Genomic DNA, 18189 nt, shown 5'->3' with positions numbered 1-18189 from the left:
TTCCCTGGCCAGACCTTATCCCGGACAGGGTCTTGACGGGGCCCCGGTCGGCATCGCATCTTGAATGCCATTCAAGAACCTAGAACGTCGTTCAAGGTTTGCCGCCAGAGTCAGGGGTCCGCCATGGGGCAGCAGGAGACAGCCGACGTCGACGAGGTGTTCCGGGTCGAGACCCACGGGATCGACCCCATCCCCGACGACGAACGCCACGGCAGCGCCAAGGACCTCTTCTGGCTCTGGTTCGGCTCCAACCTCACCTTCACCTACGTGATCAACGGCGCCCTCGCCGTCGCCTTCGGGCTCTCCTTCTGGCAGGCCACCGCCGTGGTCGTGCTCAGCGCCCTGTCGTTCTTCGCGATCAGCGCGGCCGGCCTCAGCGGCATCCGCACCGGCACCGCCACCCTCGTCATCTCCCGCGCCGCCTTCGGGGTCCGCGGGAACTGGCCCGCCGGGGTCCTGAACTGGGTGGTGAGCATCGGCTACACCATCGTCAACACCGTCGTCGGCACCCTGGCGCTGGAACTGCTGCTCGCCGAGACGGGGCTGGTCGGCGGCACGCCCGCCCGCGCCCTCGCGCTCGCCGTCACCCTGGCGCTGACCTTCGCCGTCACCCTGTGGGGCCACGCCACCGTGCAGTTCGCCGAGCGCTGGGCGGCGTACGTCCTGGCCGCCGGCTTCGGCGCGCTCCTCGTCTTCGTCCTGCCCGGCGCCGACACCTCCGCCCCGACCGCCGCGGCCGGGCTGTCCGGCTGGAGCCTGGCCTTCGTGGTGATGCTCGCCGGGCCGTTCTCGTACCTGCCGATGCCCGCCGACTACACCCGCTACCTGCCGCGCACCACCTCGCTGAAGTCGATCACCTGGAGCGGCGCCCTCGGCGGGATCGTCTCCTCGGTGGCCCTGGGCATCGCCGGAGTGGCCGCCGCCACCCAGACCGACATGACCGACGCCGTCGCCGGAGCCGAGGGCCTGCTGCCCGGCTGGTTCCAGCCGCTGTTCCTGTTCCTGGTCCTCGGCGGCTCCGTCACCAACTCGATCATCACCCTCTACTCCTCCAGCCTGAACCTCCAGGTCCTCGGCATTCCGTGGAGCCGCGCCCGCGCCCTGGCCATCAGCGCCGCCGTCACCGCCGTAGGTTCGCTCGCCGCGCTCTTCCTCACGGACTTCACCACCTCCCTGCTCTCCTTCCTCTCTCTCCTGATCATCGTGTTCGCGCCCTGGGGCGGTGTCTTCCTCGCCGACATGCTGCTGCGCCGCTGTCGCTACGACGCCGAGGCCCTGCACGCCGGAGAGGCCGGCGCCTACTGGTACCGCGCCGGCTACCACCCCGCCGGCATGGTCGCCCTGCTCTCCGGCCTGGTCTTCGCCGCCCTGACCTGCGACTCCGAGCTGTGGACGGGCCCGCTCGTGGCTCCGCTCGGCGGCGCCGACCTCACCCTGCTCGGCTCGGTGGTCTCCGGGCTCGTCTACTGGGCCCTCGCCCGGCGCCGCGTCCCGGCGTACGCCCCCGCCGCCTGACCCCCCTCCCGCCCCCCCGCCGGTGCCACCGCACACCTCCCAGCCCCCTGGAGCACCCATGTCCCGCCCCCTCCCCGCCGACCTGCTGCTGACCGGAGCGCGGATCCACACCGTGGACCCCGCCCTGCCCGAGGCGCAGGCCCTCGCCGTCCGCGACGGGGTGATCGTCTGGGTCGGCCCCGACACGGAAGCCGACGCCTGGGCCGGACCGGACACCGAGCGCGTCGACGCAGGGGGCCGGCTGGTGCTGCCCGGGTTCATCGACGCCCACAACCACGTCCGGCTCGGCTCCGACGCCGACTGCGTCCAGCTGGCGGGGGTGCGCACCCTGGAGGGCATCCAGGAGCGGATGAGGGCCTGGCTGGTCGAGCACCCCGACGCCGAGTGGATCGAGGCCGAGGCCTTCGACTACTCCGCCGTCCCGGGCGGCCGGATGCCGCGCGCCGCCGACCTCGACCCGGTCACCGGGGACGTACCGGCCTTCGTCCTGTCCTACGACGTCCACACGGCCTGGCTGAACACGGCCGCCGTGCGCCGCCTCGGGATCTCCCGCGACCGCGTCGACCTGCCCTTCGGCACGGCCGAACTCGACCCGGAGACCGGCGAGCCCACCGGCTTCGTCAAGGACTTCGCCGTCAAGGGCCTGTCCCGGGACGGCCACCGGGCCCTGCGCGAGCTGGGCGTGCCGTGGGCCTCGCCCGACCGGCAGTACGGGCGCCTCGCCAAGAGCCTCGACGACGCCATCGGCTTCGGCATCACCACCGTCGTGGAGCCGCAGAACTCCCTGGACGACCTCGAACTCTACGAACGGGCCCGCGCCGAGGGCCGGTTGCGCTCGCGGATCGTCGCCGCGCTCTTCCACCCGCGCGGCACCGGTGACGCCGACCTGGACGAATTCGCCGATGCCGCCCGCCGGTTCGCCGGGGACCGGCTGCGGGTGGGCCCGCTCAAGCTGTACATCGACGACGTGGTGGAGCCCCGTACGGCCGCACTGTTGGAGCCGTACGCGGGCTGCGGCAAGCACCGGGGCGAGACCTTCTACCCGGCGGAGGAGTTCGCCGACCTGCTGGCCAAGCTGGACGCGCGGGGCTTCCAGTGCTTCGTCCACGCCACCGGGGACCGGGGCATCCGCACCGTCCTGGATGCCGTCGAGCACGCCCGTGCGGTCAACGGCCCGCGCGACGCCCGCCACCAGGTCGTGCACGTGGAGTGCCTGGACCCGGCCGACGTGCCGCGCTTCGCGGAGCTGGGCGTGGTCGCCTGCATGCAGCCGCGCCACTGCGCGCCCGAGATCGCGGGGCCCGGCCAGGACTGGGCCGAGAACGTGGGGGAGGGGCGCTGGCACAAGGCCTGGCCGATGCGGAGCCTGAGCGAGGCGGGAGCGGTGCTGGCCTTCTCCAGCGACTGGAACGTGGCCGAGATGGACCCGATGATCGGCATCTACACCGCCGTGACCCGCCGCCCCCTGGCGGGCGGGGAGGCCTGGCAGCCGGAGGAGACGGTCGACGTCGAGGCGGCGGTGTACGGCTACACGATGGGCTCCGCCCACGCGAACTTCCTCGACACGGAGCGGGGCTCCCTCACGGTGGGCAAGGCGGCGGACTTCGTCGTGCTGTCCCGGGACATCCTGCGCGTTCCCGCCGAGCGGATCCCGGGCACGGTCGCCGAGACGGTGGTGGTGGCGGGCGAGATCGTCCACACGGCCTGACCCCGGGCGCCCGCCCCGACCCGGCCCGGCCCGTGCGGTCGGGCCGGGGCCTCGGCGTTGCGGCCGGTACCAGCGGGCCCTCGCGGCCGGCGGCCTCCGTGGGGACCCGTCCCGTCGGGTCACGCCGTGCCGGGCCGCACCTCGCCGGGTCATGACTCCGGGTGCTCCTCGGGGGCGAGGAAGCGGCCCATCGGGAGGACCTGGCGGCCCCAGGTGCTGGCCATGATCTGGCCGGCCAGGAGGTACGTCGCCCCCAGCGCGGCCAGCAGACCGCTCCAGCCGGTGATCCGGTTCCAGACGACCGAGCCGGTGAAACCGCTGACGGTCATGGCGACGAAGACGACCAGCACGCAGGTGAAGGTGGACAGCAGCACCAGGTGGATCCGCCAGCTGCCGATCCACAGCACGAACACCACGAACACCCAGGGCAGGGTGAACAGCCCGCTGACGTCACCGCGCAGCGAGGGATCGGTGGCCGGCAGGACCCACTGCAGGAGGCAGGCCTTCGCCATCCAGAACAGGCCGAAGCCGCCGAACACCGTCGCGTGCCAGGTGTCGCCGCGCTGGGCTTGGAACAGCCCCGCCAACAGCTGGGCCAGCCCGCCGATGAAGAAGCCGACCAGCGGCAGCACCGAGTGCCCGAGCTTCTCGGGAAAGACGCCCGCGTCGATGCCGGTGGCGATGACGGTGACCACGATGAAGCCGGTCAGCCCGAGGGCGCCCAGCTGCGCCTGGGCGCTGGGCTCCATCCGCTTGACGGAGACGGCCTGTTCGGCCGGCCCCTGGCGGTTGCGGAGCACGGGGTTGTTCACCGGACCTCAGCGCCTTCGCCGCCCGCGAAGCGGGGCACGGACGGGGAGTCGTCGGGCAGGCCGCTGCCCACGGCGGCTCCGGGTTTGCCCCGGCGCAGGACCGCGCAGGCCAGGGTGACGGCGGAACCGGCCACCGCCCAGGCGGCCAGGACCCACATCGGTCCGCCCGCGCCGTTGCCCCTGAAGTACGCGATGGAGCGGGCGGCGTAGGTGCCCGCGCCCGGCGGCAGGGCCGGGCCGATGGCCTTCCAGAAGGGCGGCAGCAGCGGGTACGGGTAGGCGCCGCCCGCGCTCGGGTTGCCGAGCACCACGACCAGCAGGATGGCCAGGCCGATGCCGACCACGCCCGCGAGCCCCTGGAAGGCCAGGGTGATCGCGCCGACGGCGAAGACGACGAGGGTGCCCAGGCCCCACAGGCCCACGAGCGGGCCGGGCAGCGCGTCCAGCACCGGGCCGGCGATGACGGCGCCGAGCAGTCCGGCGACGATCGAGTACAGCAGCAGCGCGCCGAGCCGGATGACGGCGCGGGCGGAGTTCGCGGGCCGGGCCCCGGCGCTGATCGCGAGGATCGCGGCGCACAGGTAGCCGCCCACGCACCAGCCGACGACCAGGTAGAAGGAGCTGAGCCCGCGGCCGTCGCCCTGCGCGACGGGGGCCACGTCGACGACCCGGACGGTGCGACCCTGCGCCTTCTCGACCGTGCCGACCACCTCTTCCAGGGCCTGGGCGAGGGAGGCCCCGGCGCCCCCGGCGACGAGCAGCCGGTCGGTGGTGCCGGCCGGGTCGATGATCAGCGCGCCGTCCACGTCCCGGTTCTGGATCAGGGTGACGGCCGCCACCTCGTTCTCCGCCGCGCGGGGGTCGAGGGGCTTGCCGGGCAGCGCGTCGAGGCGTTGGACGGACTGCCGGGCGACCTGGTCGACCGGGGCGGCCACCGCGATCGGGATCCCGCTCGGCTTCGGATGGTGGAAGGCCCCGATGTAGGAGGTGATGAAGGCCAGCTGGAGGGCCAGTACCCCGAGGACCAGCAGGGCCGCCCGGGTGGTCACGGCGTCCTTGATCTCGGCGAGGAAGCTGCCGGAGGGGCCTGGGTCGCTGCTCGCTGTGCGCTGGGTCATGTCCCTCACGCTCGGCGTGGCGGGGGCCCGCCGCAGCAGGGGAGGGCCGAATGGATGATCGAACAAGCGTTTCGCACAGATATTCGAATTGCTCTATGGTGGAGCGAGGGGGAGGTGATGGTTCGAGCGAAGCAGGAGGCCGCGGATGCCTGGTTTTACGCATCTGCACACCGTTTCGGGGTTCTCCGCGCGGTACGGAGCCTCCCACCCGGAACGGTTGGCGGTACGCGCCGCCGAGCGCGGCATGGACGCCCTCGCCCTGACCGACCGCGACACCCTCGCGGGCACGGTCCGCTTCGCGAAGGCCGCCGCCTCGGCCGGGATCCGGCCGCTGTTCGGGGTGGACCTGGCGGTCGCCCCCGCCGCCCCGGCGCCGTCCGCGGCGAGCGGCCCCGGCGAGGCCTCCCACCGGCGACGCGTCCCGGTCAAGGGCGGGGCCTTCGTCGACGAATCCGCCCCGCGGGCCGTGTTCCTGGCCCGCGACGGCGCCACCGGCTGGGCGGAGCTGTGCCGGATGGTCACCGCCGCCCACGCCCGGGCCGCCCGGGGGGACGGCCCGGTCGACGGGAGCGCCGGTTCAGGGGGACCCGGCGCTCCCGCACCCGCCCCGGGATCCGCCGCCGGGGCGCCGCTGCTGCCCCGGGAGGCGCTGCGCGGCGACGGGGTGTTCGTCCTGCTCGGCCCCGGCTCCGAAGTGGGCCGGGCGCTCGCCGCGGGCCGCCCCGACCGCGCCGCCCGACTGCTCGCGCCCTGGCGGGAGGTCTACGGGGACGCCCTGCGCCTGGAGGCCGTCCACCACGGCCGCACCGGCACCGGCCCCGGCTCGCTCCGGCTGGCCGCCCGCACCGTCGGCTTCGCCGCCGAGCAGGGCGTGACGGCCGTGCTCACCAACGCCGCCCGGTACGCCGACCCCGGCCAGGGCCCCGTCGCCGACGTGCTCGACGCCGCCCGGCGCCTGGTCCCCGTCGACCCCCGGGGCCCCCTCGACACCGGCGAGCGCTGGCTCAAGGACCCCGCCGCCATGGCCGGGGCCGCCGAGCGGATCGCCGAAGCCGCCGGGCTGCGCCCCGCCGACGCCCGCCGCCTGCTCGCCCGTACCCGCGAGACCGCCGAGGCCTGCTCCGTCGACCCCGAGGACGACCTGGGCCTGGGCTCCGTGCACTTCCCCGAGGCCCGCCTCGTCGGCGCCGCCCACCGCACCGCCCAACGGGTGCTGACCTCCCGCGCCTCGGCGGGCATGGTGCTGCGCGGCTACGCGGGCGAGCCCGCGTACTGGGAGCGGATGCACCGGGAGCTCGACATCATCGCCCACCACGGCTACGCCTCGTACTTCCTCACCGTCGCCCAAGTCGTGGACGACGTAAGGGAGATGGGTATCCGCGTGGCCGCCCGGGGCTCCGGCGCGGGCTCCCTCGTCAACCACCTCCTCGGCATCGCGCACGCCGACCCCGTCGCGCACGGACTGCTGATGGAACGCTTCCTGTCCAAGCGCCGCCGCGTCCTGCCCGACATCGACATCGACGTGGAATCCGCCCGCCGGTTGGAGGTCTACCGCCGCATCCTCGACCGCTTCGGCGCCGAACGCGTCGCCACCGTCTCCATGCCCGAGACCTACCGGGTCCGCCACGCCATCCGCGACGTCGGAGCCGCCCTGTCCATGGACCCGGCCGCCGTCGACCGGCTCGCCAAGGCCTTCCCGCACATCCGCGCCCGGGACGCCCGCGCCGCCCTGGCGGAACTGCCCGAGCTGCGCGAGGTCCGCGAGGCGCGCGGGGACGCGTACGGGAGGCTGTGGGACCTCGTCGAGGCACTGGACGCGCTGCCGCGCGGAACCGCCATGCACCCCTGCGGAGTACTCCTCTCCGACGCCTCGCTGCTCGCCCGCACCCCCGTGGTGCCCACCAGTGGCGAGGGCTTCCCCATGTCCCAGTTCGACAAGGAGGACGTGGAGGACCTCGGCCTGCTCAAACTCGACGTGCTCGGCGTGCGCATGCAGTCCGCGATGGCCCACGCGGTCGCCGAGCTGCGCCGGGCGACGGGCGAGGAGCTCGACCTCGACGACCCGGCGCAGGTCCCGCCGGGCGACCCCGCCACCTACGAACTGATCCGCTCCACCGAGACGTTGGGCTGCTTCCAGATCGAGTCCCCGGGCCAGCGCGACCTGGTCGGGCGGCTCCTGCCCGCCGTCTTCGACGACCTCGTCGTCGACATCTCCCTCTTCCGGCCGGGCCCGGTCGCCGCCGACATGGTCCGCCCCTTCATCGAGGCCCGGCACGGCCGCGCCCCCGTCCGCTTCCCGCACCCCGACCTGGCCGAGGCCCTGCGCGGGACGTACGGGGTGGTCGTCTTCCACGAGCAGATCATCGAGATCGTCCACGTCATGACCGGCTGCGGTCGCGACGAGGCCGACCGGGTCCGGCGCGGACTCTCCGACCCGGACTCCCAGGGCCGCATCAAGGTCTGGTTCGCGGCGACGGCCGCCGGGCGCGGCTACGCGCCGGAGGTGATCGCCCGCACCTGGGAGATCGTCGAGGCCTTCGGCAGCTACGGCTTCTGCAAGGCGCACGCCGTGGCCTTCGCCGTGCCCACCTACCAGTCGGCCTGGCTCAAGGCCCACCACCCGGCCGCCTTCTACGCCGGACTCCTCACCCACGACCCCGGGATGTACCCCAAGCGGCTGCTGCTCGCCGACGCCCGCCGGCGGGGCGTGCCCGTCCTCCCGCTGGACGTGAACCGCTCGGCGGTCGCCCATCGTATCGAACTGGTGTCCGATGACCCGGAGCGGTGGGGCCTGCGGCTCGCCCTCGCCGACGTCCACGGCATCAGCGAACCGGAAGCCCTGCGCATCGAGACCGAACAGCCCTACGCCTCCCTGCGCGACTTCTGGGACCGCGCCCACCCCGGCCGCCCCGTCGCCGAACGCCTCGCCCAGGTCGGCGCGTTGGACGCCTTCGGCGCGAACCGCCGCGACCTGCTCCTGCACGTGAGCGAACTCCACGGCGCCGGACGGGCGACGAAGGTGCGCGGAGCCCAACTCCCCCTGGACGGGGGCCGCTCCACCGCCTCCGTAGGACTCCCCGACCTCACCGACGCCGAACGGCTCAGCGCCGAACTCGGAGTCCTCGGCATGGACGCCTCCCGCCACCTCATGGGGGACCACCACGCCTTCCTCGCCGAACTCGGCGTCACCCCGGCCCGACGCCTGCGCGCCGTCGAACACGGCCGGACCGTCCTCGTCGCCGGAGCCAAGGCCGCCACCCAGACCCCGCCGATCCGCTCCGGCAAGCGGGTCATCTTCAGCACCCTCGACGACGGCACCGGCCTCGTCGACCTCGCCTTCTTCGACGACAGCCAGGAAGCCTGCGCGCACACCGTCTTCCACTCCTTCCTCCTCCTCGTGCGCGGAGTCGTCCAGCGGCGCGGCCCGCAGAGCCTCAGCATCGTCGGCTCGGCCGCCTGGAACCTCGCCGAACTGGCCGAACTCCGCGCGGGCGAAGGCCTCCAGGCCGTCACCGCCCGACTCGCCGAGCCCCTCCCCACGGGCCCCGGCGACACCGGCCGCCGCATCCACCTCCCGACCGGCTACGAGATGAACCCCTGGGCCGACCTCCAACCGCCCGGGGACCGCGCCGCCACCGGCCGCAAGCTGTGGCACTCCAGCCCCGGGAGCGCCGGATGAGCACCCCCGAGACCTCCGACACCCGCGACACCCCCGAGACCTCCGACACCCCCGGCTCCGCCGATGCCGCGCCGGCCGCGATCCTGCACGTCCGCTGCGCCCCCACCCTCACCTCCGAGGGCTACCGCGAAGTGCTGGAGCTGCTGCGCGAGTTCTCCCCGCTCGTCCAGGCCCTGCCCCCGCGCGCCGCCCTCGTCCACGCGCGCGGCGCCCGGCGCTACTTCGGCGCGGACCCCGCGCGCATCGCCGAGGTGGTCCGGCTGCGCGCGGTCGCCCGCCTCGGCACCGACCTCCGCATCGGGGTCGCGTCCACCTGGGCGGTGGCCGCCACGGCCTCCGCGCACCTCCCCGGCCCCGGCGGGATCCTCGCCGTCCCCGCCGACCCCGGATCCGTCGCGGCGTTCCTCGGCCCGCTCCCCGTCGAAGCGCTCCACGGACTCGGCCCCCGCCAGGCCGAAGCCCTGCGCGGATACGGGCTCCACACCATCGGAGCCCTCACCGAAGTCGCGCCCGGCATCCCGGAACGGATCCTCGGCAAACGGGCCGGCCGGCTCGCCGCCGAGCGCGCCCGAGGCATCGACCCGCGCCCCGTCACCCCCCGCGACCTGCCCGGCTCCGCCTCCGTACGGACCCGCTTCACCCGCCAGGAACTCGACGGCCCCCACACCCGGGCCGCCCTCCTCGGCCTCGTCGTCCGGCTCGGCGCGAGCCTGCGCGGCCGTCGGCAGGCCGCCCGGGCCCTCTCGCTGACCCTCCAGTTCGTCGGCGGCACCCGCTGGGAGAAGACCCGGCGCCTGACCGAGGCCTCCGCCCACGAGGAGGACCTCCGCACCCTTGCCTACCGCCTCATGGACGCCGCCGGCCTGCAACGCGCCCGCCTCACCGGCATGGTGCTGCGCGCCGAGGACCTCACCGGCGCGGCCGGCCTCACCCGCCAGCTCACCCTCGACCCGGTCCGCGAGGCCCGCCTCACGGTCGAGGCCGCCGTCGACCGCGCGAACGCCCGCTTCGGCCCGGGCACGGTCGCCCCGGCGTCGGCCTTCTTCGAGGCCCGCCTCGCCGCCGGGGCGCCGACGGGCTGACCCGGGGCGGAGGGGCCCGAAAGAGAAGGCCCGCGGGACAGCCCTCAGACGTCCGACAGGATCCGGTGGGCCGTCTCCGCGCGCAGCGGGGTCGTCTGGGCCTGGATCAGGTGGAACTGGGCCTCCCGGGAGAGGCGGCCCGCCGTGTGGCCGTACTGGATCGCGCGCCCGCCCGCCACCGTCACGCAGGCCGCGCCCGCCCGTACGGCCAGGTCCAGGGCGGCGGCCCGCAGGGCCAGCCGGGTCTCGGCGGCCTCGCCCGGCGGGAGTTCGTCCCGCAGGGCGTAGGCCCGCGCCCGCAGCTCGGCCGCCTTCCGCGCGAGGCGCAGGCCCAGCTCCTCGAACGGCGGCGACCGGAGCAGGAAGTCGACGGTGGCCCGCAGCTGCCCGAAGACGGCCGGCTGGGCGTCGGCGTTGTCCAGGTCGTAGGCCCGGATCCAGTCGGCGCGCGGCTCCAGGCCCGTCACGCGCGCGTCGGGCACGTACACCCCGCGCAGTTCGACGGCGGCCGTGTGCGTACCGGCCATCGCCCACAACGGATCCGACGCCACGCTCTCCAGCCCGCCGCCCGGGGCGCAGTCGACCAGGGCGAAGAGGGCCTCGTCGGCCGCCGTGACCGCGCCCACGTACAGCGTGTCGGCCGCGCCCCAGCCCGTCACCCACGGCAGCCGCCCGGACAGCCGCCACCCGCCCGGCGCCCGCTCCGCGGTGACCGGCGGCCGCGGATGGCGCAGGACGGCGAACCCGGCCGTGGCCAGGTGCTCCCCGCCGGTCAGCGCCGCCAGCCACCGCGTGCGCAGCGCGTCCCCCTCGGGGCCGACCGCCTTCAGGACCGCCTTCACCGACGCGGCGTGCTGCGTCCACACGAACCAGGTCGACGGGTCCACCGCCGCCAGCACCTCGTGCACCTCCCGTACCACCTGACGGGCCGTGAGCCCGCTCGCCGGACCGGGTTCGTACACGGTCAGCCCGTACGCGCCGCAGCGGGCGAGCGCCTCCAGGTGCGACCGGGGAACCCCGGCCCCGGCGGTGCGCTCCGCCTCGGGCCGCAGGATCCGTACGGCGGTCTCGGTGACGGCGGCGACCAACGGGTCCCCGGCCAGGGCCGACGGGGTGGCCAGCGCGGTACCGGCGCCGGGAGCCTCGTTCCACATGCCTGTGATCACCTCAAGTCGCCTCCCGGGGCCGCCCATTGTCGCGGAGCGGAGCCGGAGCGGGACCGGAGCCGGGCTCGACACGCGAGTTTTTACCGACGCGTAACTTCCCTGTCTTGCTACTCGCCCGTAATTTGGCGGCAGCAGCTCCCCTTGTGATCCGGATCACGGGACGCACCCCCCACCCATTCCCCTTGACCCGCAAGGAGATCACACGATGCTGCCCTGGAGACGCCTGCTCCGCCCGCTGGTCGTCCTTTCCCTCGCCGCCGCCGCACTCCTCGCCCCCACGGGCGCGGCGCAGGCCGCGTCCGCTCCCAGCAGCGGCTGGAACAACTGGTCCTGCAAGCCCTCCGCCGCGCACCCCCGCCCGGTCGTCCTCGTCCACGGCACCTTCGGGAACTCCGTGGACAACTGGCTCGGCTTCGCCCCGTACCTCGTCCACCGCGGGTACTGCGTCTACTCCCTCGACTACGGCCAACTGCCGGGCGTGCCCCTCTTCAACGGCCTCGGACCCATCGACAAGTCCGCCGGACAGCTCGACGTCTTCGTCGACCGGGTGCTGGCCTCCACCGGCGCCCCCAAGGCCGACCTCGTCGGACACTCCCAGGGCGGCATGATGCCGCGCTACTACCTGAAGTTCCTCGGCGGCGACCGGAAGGTCAACGCCCTCGTCGGCCTCGCCCCCGACAACCACGGCACCACCCTGCTGGGCCTCACCCAACTGCTGCCCTACTTCCCCGGCGCCGAGGACCTGATCAGCACCGCCACCCCGGGCCTTGCGGACCAGATCGCCGGTTCCCCCTTCCAGAACAAGCTCAACGCGGGCGGCGACACCGTCCCCGGGGTGAAGTACACCGTCATCTCGACCCGCTACGACGAGGTGGTCACCCCGTACCGGACCCAGTTCCTCGACGGGCCGAACGTCCGCAACGTCCTGCTCCAGGACCTGTGCGCGGTCGACCTCTCCGAGCACGTGGCCATCGGCCTGACCGACCGGATCGCCTGGCACGAGGCGCTCAACGCGCTCGACCCCGCGCACGCCGAACGGACCACCTGCGCCTCGGTCTTCGACTGAGGCACGGGCGGTCCGATCGGTCGGGCCGGGCCCAACCAGAACCCGTAGGCGACGACCTAGCGGCCGTGGCGGCCCGTCGTCGCCCGGCGGCGGGCCATCGCGAACAGCACGGCCGCGCCCGCGGCCAGGGCGCCGGCCCCGGAGATCGCGATCATCGGGGTGGCGCTGCTGCCGCCCGTCTCGGCGAGGTTCTCGTCGCGCCCGCCCAACGGCGAGGGCGAGGAGTCGGAGGCGGGGGCGACGGCGATCGGGGAGGCACCGGCCACGCCGTTGGTCTTCGGGTCGTTGTCCCCGTGGCCGTGGTGCTCCACCGAGGACTTGGAGGCGCCGTCGGCGATCTGCCGGTCCGTCGGCGGCTTGGCGAGCGGGCAGTCCTCGTCCGTACCGGGGACTCCCGTGCCGGGCTTGCCGGAGGGCTGCGTGGTGGGCTTCCCGCTCGGCCGTCCGCCGGACCCCCCGGTCGTGGGGCCGGTGGTGGGCTTCCCGCTCGGGGTGGTGCCCGTACCGCCGGTGCCGGTGCCGGTGCCGCCCGTGCCGCCGTTGTCGGCGCCGAAGACCACGTCCGAGCAGGAGTAGAAGGCCTCCGGGCTGTCCGAGCGCTGCCAGACGCTGTAGATCAGGTGGCGGCCGCTCTTCTTCGGGACGGTGCCGGAGAAGACGTAGTCGCCGTTCTGCATGCCCGGGTCGGTGGCCTTCGCGAAGGGCGCGGGCTCCAGGTCGGACCACTTCAGGGGCTTCGTCGGGTCGTAGCCGTCCTTCGTCACGTACAGCTCGAAGGACCCCTTGTGCGGGGCCGTGCCCTTGTAGCGGAAGGTGTGGGCGCCGGACGTCATCGGGCCGGCCGGCCAGTCGGCGCGGGCCAGGTCCAGCCCCTTGTACTTGCTGTTGCCCGCCGAGCAGAGCTGCCCGTCCGGGATCAGCTTCTTGCTCTGGCCGGCCGCGTTGGCGATGTTCACGGCGTTCCAGTCGTAGAAGGCCTGGGCTCCGCTCGCCGCGACGGCCGCCTTGCAGGCGGCCGACTTCGGGGCCTCCGGACCCTCCGCGTAGCACGCCGCCACCCGGCTGACCGGGTCCGTCATCGATCCGTGGGCGGCCGCGGGAACGGCGGCGTACGCGGCCACCGCGAGCGGGGCGAAGCCGACGGCGGCGATGCGAAGGGCGGTACGGCGACGGGGTGCGGGCATGGGTGGATCTCCTTCGGGCGCAAGGCGGGGGTGCGCCAGTGGAACGGGTCCGGGCAGTGCGGCGCCGTTCCCCGAATCGGGGCCCCGGCGCCGCGGCCGGCCCTCCCTGGCACCGCCAAGCTAGCCCGCCCGAAGCCCCCTCCGGCCTTGTCCGGGGCCCTGGGCCGCATCCTTAGGGTCCCGTTAAGGTCGGGGTAAGAGGCCCCTCAGGAACGGGCCCCGCACGGCCCACGAGCAGAGACATCAGGTGCCCCGATGACGGTCTTCCACTGCCGTGGCTGCCGGCTGCCGGTGACGCGGCCCGTCACCGAACGGCCCCTGCCGGACCCGGACACGGACGAAGGGTGGCACCGGCCGCAGGCCGCGCCGGCGGACGCGCGCGGGCACACCGACGCACCGATCGTCCGGATGCCCCGGGGACGTTCGCCGTCGACCCCGAGTCGTCCGGTCCGCCCTACGCGTGGGACGAGGCGTCCGGCCTGCTGCTGGAGTCCGGACCCCGCCGCACGGTCGTCCTCAACCCCGCCGACGGCGCCGGCCTCCGGGAACACCCGGACCCCGCGATGCGGCGCGGCCACTGCTGCGGGATGGACGGCGAATGGGGCCCCAACCTGGTCTGCGCCTGCGGCGCCGTCGTGGCCACCCTCCACTCGGACTGCTACCAGGTCCAGGAGCTGCGGTTGCGGCCCGCCGGCGTCGAGCGCGGCGACCCGGACCCCGCCGGGTGACCCGGCCGTCAGCCGAGCAGCGCCGGCAGGCCCCCCGGGGCGCGGGCCCGGTCGTCCAGGTCGTCCAGGGCGCGCACCGCGCGGGCGGCCGCCTCGGGGTCGGTGCGCGTCAGGCCGCTCGCCGCGAACTCGTCCTCGTCCAGGCGCAGCACGGACGCGCCGTCCGCCGACACCCACAGGTCCAGGTCCAGGTCGTCGACCAGGATCTCTGCGCCGCGGATCACGACCGGTCGGGTGATGTCGCAGTACCAGCCCTTGAGGACGCCCTCGCCGCTCCACACCTCCTTGACCGCGTACCAGCGCGTGCGCCAGAAGTGCTCCACGAACACGTCGCCCGGCTCGAAGCGGACGAACCCGAAGTCCCGTACGCCGTCCGCCGCCCAGGGTGCGCGCACCGTGATCCGGTCGCCGTCGTCGGCGACCGGAGTCGCCGGATAGCTGATCTTGGTGCGTCCGGCCTTGGTGAGGGTGACGGTCCATCCGATGGTCATCGCACGGCTCCCGATGTCTTGGCGTGGCGGATCTCGGTCGCGCGGATCTCGTACCCGAGCCACCTGTTGATCGCAAGCATCGGCCCGTTGCCCGTGTCGTTCCCGGTGAAGGCCAGCGTGTAGCCGGCCTCGCGGGCCCGGTGGAGCGAGTCGGTCTTGGCGAGCTTGGCCAGACCGCGGCCCCGGAAGGCCCGCCGGGTGCCGGTCATCGCCGAGGAGTAGCGGTCGACGCCGTCGGTGCGGGCCGCCGAGAAGGCGGCCACGACGCCGTCCACGAGGGCCACCGTGGTCAGTTCGTGGTCCAGGGTCGGATCGTTCCAGACGCCGTCCAACCAGTCCGCGTAGTCGTCCAGCTCCACCGGCAGGTCGCTCGGCTCGTCGGCGCTCACCTCGGCGTCCGCCTCGAACAGCGGACGCGGGTCGGCGGCGAAGGCCGAGCCCGGACGCAGCTCCACCCCGGCCGGCAGTGACGCGGCCTCCGGGCGGGGCGGCAGGACGGCCGACGCCAGGTCGAGGCCGAGGAAGTGCGCGGAGCGGCTGGGCCGGTAGCCGTGGCGCTCGGCGAAGGCCCGGTGGGCCGGCTCGTCCAGGACCCAGGCGTACGAGTCCACCGCGCCCCGCGCCACGAGGTGCTCCTCGGCCACCCGCAGCAGGGCCGTCCCCACGCCGAGCCCGCGGTGCGCGGGGTCGACGTAGGCGTTGACGAAGCCCTGGCCGGGCTCGGGGCTGTCGTGGGCGATCCCCACCCGGGCGGTGCCGAGGGCGAGTCCGTCCCGGTCCTCGGCGATCAGGACCCGCAGGTGGCTCCCGGGGTGGGCGCGGGCGACCTCGTACGCCACGCCCGCCGGGGTGTTCACCATGAAGGGGAGCGCGACGCGCCGCACCCGTGCGACGGCTCCCGCGTCACGCGGGTCGTCGGGGCGCACGTCGCGGATCAGCGTCTTCGTACCGGTCATGTCCGCGACCGTACGGGCTGGGCCCCCGGCGGCGCCTCCCATTAACCGGCGGCGCCGCCCATTGAGCGGGCATGGGGGAGAATCGGCCACGTGACCTCGACACCCCTGAAGATCGCCATCGACGCATCTGCCGGCGCGGCCGCCCCGTACGAACAGGTGCGCGCGCGGATCGCGGACCGGGCCCGGACGGGGAAGCTGCCGGCGGGCTTCAAACTCCCCACCGTGCGCGGGCTCGCGGAGGAACTCGGGCTGGCCGCGAACACCGTCGCCAAGGCGTACCGGGCCCTGGAGGCCGACGGGGTGATCGAGACCCGGGGGCGCAACGGGACCTTCGTCGCGGCCCCGGAAGGCTCCTCGCGGGAGGCCGCCGCGGCGGCGCAGGCGTACGCGGAACGGGCGCAGCGCCTGGGCCTGACGGAGGCCGAAGCCCTCTCGGCGGCCACCACCGCCCTCCGCGCCCGCTACGGTCCGCGCTAGGCCGGCGGCGCCCTAGAGGTAGAGCCCGGCCTCGGAGGTGTGGGGCTGGAGCGGGAGCACGGCCGCCGGGCCCGTGCCGCGGCGCAGGGCGAAGAGTTCGGCCAGGGTCGCGCCCTCGCGGGGGACGCCCTCGCTCGCGCCGAGCCAGTCCACGGACTCCCGGTGGGTCAGCCTGCCCACCTCGATGCGGGCCAGGCAGCGGCCCGGCCGCACGACGGCCGGGTGCAGGCGCTCCAGGTCCTCGTTGGTGGTGACGCCGACCAACACGTTGCGGCCCTGGCCCAGCAGACCGTCCGTCAGGTTCAGCAGCCGTGACAGCGCCTGTCCGGCGGTGTGCCGGGCCTCGCCCCGGATCAGCTCGTCGCAGTCCTCCAGCAGGAGCAGCCGCCAACGCCCCTTGGCGGTGCCCTCGTCCTCGCCGATGGCGATGTCCATCAGGTAGCCGACGTCGTTGAACAGCCGCTCCGGGTCCAGAACGCAGTCCACCTGGCACCAGTCCCGCCACGAGCGGGCCAGCGTGCGCAGTGCCGAGGTCTTCCCGGTGCCGGGCGGCCCGTGCAGCAGGAGCAGCCGTCCCGCGATGTCGTCCGGGGTCACCTTCATCAGCCGGTCCATGGCCTCCGCCACCGGCGCCGTGTAGTTCGGCCGCACCTCCGGCCAGGTGCCCGCCGAGATCTGACGGGTCGTGCGGTAGGGCCCGCGGCGCGGGGAGACGTACCAGAAGCCCATCGTGACGTTGTCGGGCTGCGGTTCGGGCTCGTCCTGCGCCCCTTCCGTGGCCGCCCCGAGCACCGTCGTGGCGAGGTCCTCGGTGGTCGCCGTCACGGTCACGTCCGCGCCCCGGCTCCAGCGGGAGACGAGGACCGTCCACCCCTCGCCCTCGGCCAGGGTCGCGCTGCGGTCGGTGTCGCGCGCCGAGCGGAGAACCTTCGCCGCCGGCGGCAACAACGTCGCCTCCGCCTTCACTCGTTCGATCGTCACGCTCTGGGCGTACGGCTGTTCCCCCGTCGCGAACCGCCCGAGGAACAGCGCGTCGACGACATCCGACGGTGAGTCACTGTCGTCCACGTTGAGCCGGATCGGCAGCACGTCATGCGGGTCTGCAGGCATGGCGCCCATGATCCGGCACGAACCTGCCCCACGCACCCGTGTTTCGCCGGATCGGGTGTCCGGGTCGCCTCTTCAAACGCGAGGGGAGTGAAGGTTCGGGTGACAGGTCCACTCCGAAAATTCTTGGCATGGACACTTCCAACAAGCCCCGGCTGCTTGTACCACGGACTCAGGAGTAACCCTCCGGTCCTTTCCCCACAAGGAGCCGCACACATGAGCAGGACCCTGTCGCGCTTCGCCGCCCTCACCTCCTCCCTCGTACTCGCCACCGGCGCCGCCCTGTTCGGCGCCGGCCAGGCCACCGCAGCCCAGGCCGACTTCGGCTACGTCGCCCTCGGAGACTCCTACTCCTCCGGAGTCGGCGCCGGGAACTACGACGGTGCGAGCGGCAACTGCAAGCGCACGACCCGGGCCTACCCCGCCCTCTGGGCCGCCGCGCACTCCCCGCAGACCTTCTCCTTCACGGCCTGCTCGGGCGCCCGTACGGGTGACGTGCTCGCCAACCAGCTCGCCCCGCTCAACTCGGGCACCGACCTCGTCAGCATCACCATCGGCGGCAACGACGCCGGATTCTCCGACGTCATGACGACCTGTGTGCTCCAGTCGGAGTCCACCTGCGTCAGCCGCGTCAACCAGGCCAAGGCGTACGTGGACTCCACCCTTCCGGGTCAACTGGACCAGGTCTACGACGCCATTCACAGCAGGGCCCCCGGCGCGAAGGTGGTCGTCGTCGGCTACCCCCGCTTCTACAAGCTGGGCGGGAACTGCGTCGCCGGACTCACCGAAGGAGAACGTTCCGCCATCAACGGCGCCGCCGACCACCTGAACACGGCCCTCGCCAAGCGCGCCGCCGACCACGGCTACGCCTTCGCCTCCGTCGCCGGGACCTTCACCGGGCACGAGATCTGCTCCGGTGACGCCTGGCTGCACAGCGTCAACTGGACCAACATCGGCGAGTCCTACCACCCCACGGCCGCCGGACAGTCCGGTGGCTACCTCCCCGCCTTCAGCGGCAAGGCCTGAGAACGGTCGGACCTGGGCGCCGGTCCCGCACGTCAGGGACCGGAGTCCGGGCCCGACCTTCAGGCACCGGTGTC

The 18189-nt window shown here is 74.1% G+C and carries 15 protein-coding genes; 8 read left to right on the top strand and 7 right to left on the bottom strand.

Going from position 1 to position 18189, the window contains the following annotated elements:
• Positions 1–123: 123 nt before the first annotated feature.
• Both ACIOD1_RS28920 and ACIOD1_RS28915 read left to right on the top strand, forming a co-directional pair.
• The gene (locus ACIOD1_RS28920; RefSeq protein WP_401905553.1) at positions 124–1515 is read left to right on the top strand and encodes a purine-cytosine permease family protein; all 1392 of its coding nucleotides are present in this window, start codon (positions 124–126) and stop codon (positions 1513–1515) included.
• Between the two features lie 58 nt (positions 1516–1573).
• Entirely contained in the window at positions 1574–3223 is a 1650-nt protein-coding gene (locus tag ACIOD1_RS28915; protein WP_365623422.1) for an amidohydrolase, read from the top strand.
• Positions 3224–3372: 149 nt separating this feature from the next.
• Here the strand turns inward: ACIOD1_RS28915 and ACIOD1_RS28910 are convergent, their stop codons facing one another.
• Positions 3373–4035 (bottom strand): acetate uptake transporter, encoded by a 663-nt coding sequence (locus tag ACIOD1_RS28910; RefSeq protein ID WP_365623420.1) that lies wholly within the window; start codon positions 4033–4035, stop codon positions 3373–3375.
• Positions 4032–5153 carry a DUF3533 domain-containing protein gene (locus ACIOD1_RS28905; RefSeq protein WP_365623418.1) on the bottom strand — a complete coding sequence of 374 codons (1122 nt, stop codon included), beginning with the start codon at positions 5151–5153 and terminating at the stop codon, positions 4032–4034. The genes ACIOD1_RS28910 and ACIOD1_RS28905 overlap by 4 nt, the downstream gene beginning before the upstream one ends.
• Before the next feature lie 145 nt (positions 5154–5298).
• Here ACIOD1_RS28905 and ACIOD1_RS28900 point away from each other — a divergent pair, with 145 nt between their 5' ends.
• Both ACIOD1_RS28900 and ACIOD1_RS28895 read left to right on the top strand, forming a co-directional pair.
• The gene (locus ACIOD1_RS28900; protein ID WP_401905549.1) at positions 5299–8832 is read left to right on the top strand and encodes a DNA polymerase III subunit alpha; all 3534 of its coding nucleotides are present in this window, start codon (positions 5299–5301) and stop codon (positions 8830–8832) included.
• Entirely contained in the window at positions 8829–9914 is a 1086-nt protein-coding gene (locus ACIOD1_RS28895; protein ID WP_401905548.1) for a hypothetical protein, read from the top strand. Before ACIOD1_RS28900 ends, ACIOD1_RS28895 begins: the two co-directional genes overlap by 4 nt.
• Positions 9915–9958: 44 nt before the next feature.
• Here ACIOD1_RS28895 and ACIOD1_RS28890 read toward each other — a convergent pair whose 3' ends face one another.
• Positions 9959–11080, bottom strand: coding sequence for an acyl-CoA dehydrogenase (locus tag ACIOD1_RS28890; protein ID WP_401905547.1), 1122 nt, complete (start codon positions 11078–11080; stop codon positions 9959–9961).
• 205 nt (positions 11081–11285) lie between these two features.
• On the opposite strand from ACIOD1_RS28890, the gene ACIOD1_RS28885 reads away from it, so the two are divergent.
• A complete protein-coding gene (locus tag ACIOD1_RS28885) occupies positions 11286–12146 on the top strand; it encodes an alpha/beta fold hydrolase (protein WP_365623410.1) in 861 nt (286 codons plus the stop codon).
• Positions 12147–12202: 56 nt separating this feature from the next.
• On the opposite strand, the gene ACIOD1_RS28880 is transcribed toward ACIOD1_RS28885, so the two are convergent.
• Entirely contained in the window at positions 12203–13330 is a 1128-nt protein-coding gene (locus tag ACIOD1_RS28880; protein ID WP_365623408.1) for a lytic polysaccharide monooxygenase, read from the bottom strand.
• Between the two features lie 344 nt (positions 13331–13674).
• On the opposite strand from ACIOD1_RS28880, the gene ACIOD1_RS28875 reads away from it, so the two are divergent.
• The gene (locus ACIOD1_RS28875) at positions 13675–14058 is read left to right on the top strand and encodes a hypothetical protein (RefSeq protein WP_401905544.1); all 384 of its coding nucleotides are present in this window, start codon (positions 13675–13677) and stop codon (positions 14056–14058) included.
• An 8-nt stretch (positions 14059–14066) separates the two neighbouring features.
• Here ACIOD1_RS28875 and ACIOD1_RS28870 read toward each other — a convergent pair whose 3' ends face one another.
• Both ACIOD1_RS28870 and ACIOD1_RS28865 read right to left on the bottom strand, forming a co-directional pair.
• Positions 14067–14549 (bottom strand): DUF402 domain-containing protein, encoded by a 483-nt coding sequence (locus ACIOD1_RS28870; protein ID WP_365623404.1) that lies wholly within the window; start codon positions 14547–14549, stop codon positions 14067–14069.
• Positions 14546–15505 carry a GNAT family N-acetyltransferase gene (locus ACIOD1_RS28865; protein WP_401905541.1) on the bottom strand — a complete coding sequence of 320 codons (960 nt, stop codon included), beginning with the start codon at positions 15503–15505 and terminating at the stop codon, positions 14546–14548. Before ACIOD1_RS28865 ends, ACIOD1_RS28870 begins: the two co-directional genes overlap by 4 nt.
• A 90-nt stretch (positions 15506–15595) precedes the next feature.
• Between ACIOD1_RS28865 and ACIOD1_RS28860 the strand changes: the two genes are divergently transcribed.
• Positions 15596–15982 carry a GntR family transcriptional regulator gene (locus ACIOD1_RS28860; protein ID WP_365623400.1) on the top strand — a complete coding sequence of 129 codons (387 nt, stop codon included), beginning with the start codon at positions 15596–15598 and terminating at the stop codon, positions 15980–15982.
• A 12-nt stretch (positions 15983–15994) separates the two neighbouring features.
• On the opposite strand, the gene ACIOD1_RS28855 is transcribed toward ACIOD1_RS28860, so the two are convergent.
• Positions 15995–17092 carry a DUF5925 domain-containing protein gene (locus ACIOD1_RS28855; protein WP_365623398.1) on the bottom strand — a complete coding sequence of 366 codons (1098 nt, stop codon included), beginning with the start codon at positions 17090–17092 and terminating at the stop codon, positions 15995–15997.
• 213 nt (positions 17093–17305) lie between these two features.
• Here ACIOD1_RS28855 and ACIOD1_RS28850 point away from each other — a divergent pair, with 213 nt between their 5' ends.
• Entirely contained in the window at positions 17306–18115 is an 810-nt protein-coding gene (locus ACIOD1_RS28850) for an SGNH/GDSL hydrolase family protein (protein WP_365623396.1), read from the top strand.
• The last annotated feature ends 74 nt before the right edge of the window (positions 18116–18189 follow it).

Source organism: Streptomyces sp. NPDC088097 (assembly GCF_044741845.1).
GTDB lineage: Bacteria > Actinomycetota > Actinomycetes > Streptomycetales > Streptomycetaceae > Streptomyces.
The sequence above is the reverse complement of the archived record's forward strand: the minus strand, read 5'-3'. Positions and strand labels throughout refer to the sequence as shown.